The organism is Streptomyces sp. UH6, from assembly GCF_013421635.1.
GTDB classification, from domain to species: Bacteria; Actinomycetota; Actinomycetes; order Streptomycetales; family Streptomycetaceae; genus Streptomyces; species Streptomyces abyssomicinicus.
In genome coordinates, this window is record NZ_JACADT010000391.1 from 1 (window position 1) to 4,944 (window position 4,944).

Below are 4,944 nucleotides of genomic sequence, written 5' to 3' on the forward strand. Positions count from 1 at the left end.
GCGCCGACACGACCGCCGCCGGGTCCGCCACACCGGGCGCCCCCGGACAGGCCGGGGACCGGGGAACCTCCCGGCCGGAGGCCTCCTCGGCGGCCGTGTCCCGGTCGCCCTCCGCCCAGCACCTGCTGTCACGAAGTCCGGCGGAGGAGGGGAGCCTGCCCCCGGGCTGGCGCACGGTCCGGGATGCCGGCCTTCTCCTCGACCTTCCGCTGCCCGAGGACTTCGTGGCCGACGGGAAGGACAAGGATGGCGGGCACTTCTACACCGGGCCGTACGACCAGATCGTCCTGAGCGTCTACCACGCTTCCGGCTCGTACGGCACGGCCGAGACCTACACCGAGGACCAACTCGACTACTACCTCGAAGGCGCGGAAGGTTCGATGTCCGACGCACGGAGCGAGGGCGTCAAGGGGACGACCGCGTTCGGGGTACCGGCACGACGCTTCGAGGTGTGCTATCACAAGACCGACTCGTCCGATCCGAAGTCCCGCCACTGCAGGCTCGAACTCAGCGCCGTGGCCTCGGACACGGAGGAGGTCTACCTGCGCGTCGTGTTCCCCGACACCCCGGACCACGGGCCACGGGCCCGTGAGATCTTCGAAACGGTCCTGAACGGGATCCACCTGTGGGACAAGCGGCCGCCGACGACGCCGGCCTCCTGACGGACGGAGCGGTGTCCGCGCACAGTGGCGTGGGCCTCACCGGCCGTCGGGCGTCACTTCAGGTGGCGGTCCAGGAACCGGCAGCCGTCCTCCAGCTCGAACCTCGGCGTGCCGGTGTGTCCGCCGAGGTTGGCGTGCAGCGTCTTCTCCTCGCTGCCGAAGGCGTCGAACAGGTCCAGGGCCCGCTGCCGGGGGTTGCCCTCGTCGTCCCACTGGAGAAGGAACAGCAGGGGGATGGTGACCTGCCGGGCCTCCTCGCGCTGGGCGCGGGGCACGTAGCCCCCGGCGAAGAAGCCGGCGGCCGCGATGCGCGGCTCGGCCACCGCCAGCCGGATGCCGAGGGCGGTCCACCCCCCGGAGTACCCGACCGGACCGCCGCCGACTCCGGGCAGGGCGAGGAGGGCGTCCAGGGTGGTCCGCCAGTCCGGGACCGCCTTCTCGACCAGCGGGCCGATGAAGGACTCGAAGATCTCGTCGGTGGGCCCGCCCGCCCGCATCGCCCGCCGGAAGTCGGCGCGGGCCTGCTCCTCGGCGGCGGATCGGGGCCGGTCACCGCACCCGGCGGCGTCGATGGTGGCCACCGCGTAACCGCGCGCCGCGGTGTACCGGGCCCGGGCCACCAGCCGGGGATCCGCCTTGGGCAGGCCGTTGTTGTGGGCCATCAGGACCAGCGGGGCCGGTGCGGCCGGTGCGGCGGACGCGGGTGTCCACAGGGTGCCGGGGATCTCGCCGAGGGTGAACTCGCGCTCGAGGACGCCGTCGTCGAGGCGTGCCGCGGAAGTGAACTGCATGGTCGTGCCTTTCGGGAGTGCTCGTGAGCGGCGCTCCCGGACGGCCTATCGCCCGGCCGTGACCCCGGAGGGGAGCACCCGTGTCGGTACTGCGTCCACGGCTACCACCTCCTCGTTCTCTCGCACGGCCGTCGGCAGAGTAGCAACGGCCGTCACCGCCCGCCAACGGGTTCCACCGCGGAGTCGGGGTCCGTGACGACCTCGAGGCCACTGCGGCGTATCCGGTCACGGCCCCACTCGCCGAGCGGGCCCAGCGCCTCGTTCAGCGCCACACCCGATGCGGTCAGGGAATACTCCACCCTCGGCGGCACCTCCGCGTGGACCGTGCGGTGGACCAGACCGTCCTCCTCCATCTGGCGCAGATGCTGGGTCAGCATCTTCTCGCTCACTCCCCGCAGCGCGCGGCGCAGTTCGGCGAAGCGGCGGATGCCGTGCGTGTGCAATTCCCAGAGGACGAGGCCCTTCCACTTGCCGCTGACGACGTCGAGTGCCGCGTCGATGCCACAGATGTAGGGGCCGGTGCGGGAAGCCTTCGTCACGCTTTCTCCTCACTCACCAAAAGGTAAGTACCGCAGTAAAAAGTGGGTACTTCCGTCACCGTACAGCGATGTACAGCATGGTCGGCATGTCCGAACCCACAAGAAATCCGGCCCGGTCCACCGATGTCAGCATGCTCGGTCTCGGCGCCATGGGCAGCGCGCTGACGACCGCACTGCTCGACGCCGGGCGCTCCGTGACCGTCTGGAACCGAACCCCTGACCGCACCGCGGGACCGGTGGCCCACGGCGCCCGTGCCGCCGGCTCGGTCCGCGAGGCCGTGGCGGCGAGCCCGGTGGTCGTCACCTGCCTCCTCGGGTATCCCTCGGTGCGGGAAACCCTCGGCCGGGCCGCCGGGGAACTGCGCGGCCGCACCCTGCTCAACCTCACGACCACGACCCCGAACGAGGCCCGCGAACTGTCGTCCTGGGCCGCCGGGCACGGCACCGACCACCTCGACGGCGCCGTCATGGCCGTGCCCGCCATGATCGGACCCCGCGAGGGCCAGATCCTCTACAGCGGCTCACGGGCGGCCTACGACGCCCTCCTGCCCCTTCTCGACGTCTGGCCCGCCGGTGAGTTCCACGGGGAGGACGCCGGCCGGGCGTCGCTGGTGGACCTCGCCATGCTGTCGGGGATGTACCAGATGTTCACCGGTTTCCTCCACGGCGCGGCGATGGTCGCCTCCCTGGGGATGAGCGCGTCCGACTTCGCCGCCCGGCAGGCGCCGTTCCTGTCCGCCATGACCCACGAACTCGCCGGTTACGCGAAGGTCGTCGACGGCGGCGACTACACCGTCCCGGGCCAGCAGAGCCTGGACTTCTCCGACCTGTCGCACCTCGTGCGGGCCAGTGAGGAGGAGGGGGTCGACCCGGCCCCGATCGCCGCCGTCCAGGAGCTGATCGGCCGGCAGATCGCCGCGGGACACGGCTCGGAGGGTTTCCCGAGGATCTACGAGAGCTTGCGCCCGGCCGGCGTCACGACGGGCTCCGCCGAGGGCGGTGCCGCATGAGCGCCGCGCCCGTCACGCTGATCGGCCTGGGCCCGATGGGCCAGGCCATGGTCCGTACGCTGCTCGCCGCCGGTCACCCGGTCACCGTCTGGAACCGCACCCCTCACCGCGCCGACGGCCTCGTGGCGGAGGGCGCCACCCTGGCCGCCTCGCCCGCCGACGCCCTCGCCGCGAGCGAGCTGGTGATCCTCAGCCTCACCGACTACCGGGCGATGTACGACGTTCTCGGCACGGCGGCCCCGGCTCTGGCCGGCCGCACACTCGTCAACCTGAGCTCGGACACCCCCGACCGGGCCCGTGAGGCCGCGGCCTGGGCCGCCGGGCACGGGGCGCACTTCGTGACCGGTGGCGTGATGGTCCCCGCCCCCATGGTGGGCACCGAGGCGGCGTACGTGTACTACAGCGGACCGCGCGAGGTCTTCGAGGCGCACCGCCCGGTACTGGCCAGGATCGGAACGCCGCGCCACCTCGGCGAGGACGCCGGGCTGGCGCAGCTGATGTACCTCGCCCACCTCGACGTGTTCCTGACGAGCCTCTCGGCGCTGATGCACGCCACCGCACTGCTGGGCTCGGCCGGCATCACCGCGGCGGAGGCCGTCCCGGAGCTGATGCCGACGATCACCGACATCCCGGCGATACTCGGGGCCGGCGAGGACGTCGGCGCGCAGATCGACGCCGGCGAGCACCCGGGCCATCTGAGCACGGTGACCATGATGGGCGCGACCGCGGACCACATCGTCGACACCAGCGACAGTGCCGGACTCGACCTCGCCCTCCCCCGGGCCGTCCGGGCGCACTACCTCCGTGCGATCGCCGACGGCCACGGGAAGGACAACTGGACCCGGATCGTCGACGGCATCAGGACACCGCGAAGGGAGCCGAACGCCTGATCCCGGCGGGCGCTCCGGTCGACGGTGCCACTCCGCCGCGGCCCACCGGCCCGCCGTGCGGCCGGACGACGGCGCGTCAGGCGAGGGCCGGGCCCTTCGCCGGACGCGCCGTCGGTCACAGCCCGCAGGAGCCGCGGTCGAGGTGGAAGTACCGGCCGTTGGACCAGCGGCACAGCCTGATTCCGACGACGACGCCGGCGATGGTGACCAGGGCGGGCAGGTATCCGCCGGCGACCTGGACGACCGGGATGGCGGGGCACCCGCCCGAGATCGCCCAGCCGGTGCCGAACAGCACCGCACCGGGGATCACGCCGGCGTGGACCCGCCCGGGGGTGCGGCGGATCCGCAGCAGCGCGAACACGCACGCGATGATCACCACGGCGCCGCCGAAGGAGAGGAGCATGCGGGGGTCCTGGAAGGTGAACATGCGGTTCAGCTCGGCGTAGTCGCCGAAGCCGATGTTGGCGACGGTGAAGCCGAGGCCCAGTCCGGTGACGACGGTGGCCAGCAGGATCGCGCCCCGGGTACGCATCAGATCACCTTCCACAGGAGGAACGACACCGCGGCGGCGGTGCCGAAGAACACGGCGGTCGCGACGATGCTGACCGGGCTCAGACGGCCGCAGCCGTTGAGCCCGTGGCCGGAGCTGCACCCGCCCGCCAGCCGGGTGCCGAAGCCGACCAGCACGCCTCCCACGAACAGGAGGGCGACCATCGTGACCGGATCCGCGGTCACCAGGCTCCGGAAGCCCGGGCCCATGTCGAGGCGGAGGTCGAACCGGCCGGAGGTGACCGCGGCGATCAGCCCGCCGAGGAAGATCGATATCAGCAGGGCGGCCTGGGTGAACAGCGGGGCCGGGCGCCCGCTCGTGGCCGCGGGGGCGTCGCTCGCCGGCGGCTGGACGTCCGCCAGGGGCGGCCGCGACTGCCCGTGGGGGTCCTGCCCCGCGGTGGACGGGCCGGTGCCGAAATGCTCGGCCGTGGCCACCGCGAGCGCCTCGGCGAGAGCCTGGTGGTCGGCGAATTCCTCGTCCATCCGCTCGAGGCGGCGTT

At 72.5% G+C, this 4,944-nt stretch carries 7 protein-coding genes; 3 read left to right on the plus strand and 4 right to left on the minus strand.

Going from position 1 to position 4,944, the window contains the following annotated elements; all coding sequences use genetic code 11:
* Positions 1–662: hypothetical protein (locus tag HW445_RS18285; RefSeq protein WP_218957122.1), on the plus strand; the 662-nt coding region annotated here is incomplete at its 5' end.
* Between the two features lie 53 nt (positions 663–715).
* Here the strand turns inward: HW445_RS18285 and HW445_RS18290 are convergent.
* Both HW445_RS18290 and HW445_RS18295 read right to left on the minus strand, forming a co-directional pair.
* Complete coding sequence (locus HW445_RS18290; protein WP_180222072.1) at positions 716–1,453, minus strand: alpha/beta hydrolase; 738 nt, start codon at positions 1,451–1,453, stop codon at positions 716–718.
* A gap of 152 nt (positions 1,454–1,605) precedes the next feature.
* The gene (locus tag HW445_RS18295; RefSeq protein ID WP_180222073.1) at positions 1,606–1,992 is read right to left on the minus strand and encodes a helix-turn-helix domain-containing protein; all 387 of its coding nucleotides are present in this window, start codon (positions 1,990–1,992) and stop codon (positions 1,606–1,608) included.
* 68 nt (positions 1,993–2,060) lie between these two features.
* Here HW445_RS18295 and HW445_RS18300 point away from each other — a divergent pair, with 68 nt between their 5' ends.
* Both HW445_RS18300 and HW445_RS18305 read left to right on the plus strand, forming a co-directional pair.
* Complete coding sequence (locus HW445_RS18300) at positions 2,061–3,002, plus strand: NAD(P)-dependent oxidoreductase (RefSeq protein WP_257231154.1); 942 nt, start codon at positions 2,061–2,063, stop codon at positions 3,000–3,002.
* Positions 2,999–3,892: an NAD(P)-dependent oxidoreductase gene (locus tag HW445_RS18305; protein WP_180222074.1), complete on the plus strand. Its 894-nt coding sequence runs from the start codon at positions 2,999–3,001 to the stop codon at positions 3,890–3,892. The genes HW445_RS18300 and HW445_RS18305 overlap by 4 nt, the downstream gene beginning before the upstream one ends.
* A gap of 115 nt (positions 3,893–4,007) precedes the next feature.
* Here HW445_RS18305 and HW445_RS18310 read toward each other — a convergent pair whose 3' ends face one another.
* Together HW445_RS18310 and HW445_RS18315 are read right to left on the minus strand one after the other, a co-directional pair.
* Positions 4,008–4,424 (minus strand): YeeE/YedE thiosulfate transporter family protein, encoded by a 417-nt coding sequence (locus HW445_RS18310; protein WP_180222075.1) that lies wholly within the window; start codon positions 4,422–4,424, stop codon positions 4,008–4,010.
* A partial coding sequence (locus HW445_RS18315; protein WP_180222076.1) for a YeeE/YedE family protein occupies positions 4,424–4,944 on the minus strand: 521 nt, incomplete at its 5' end. The genes HW445_RS18315 and HW445_RS18310, both read right to left, overlap by 1 nt.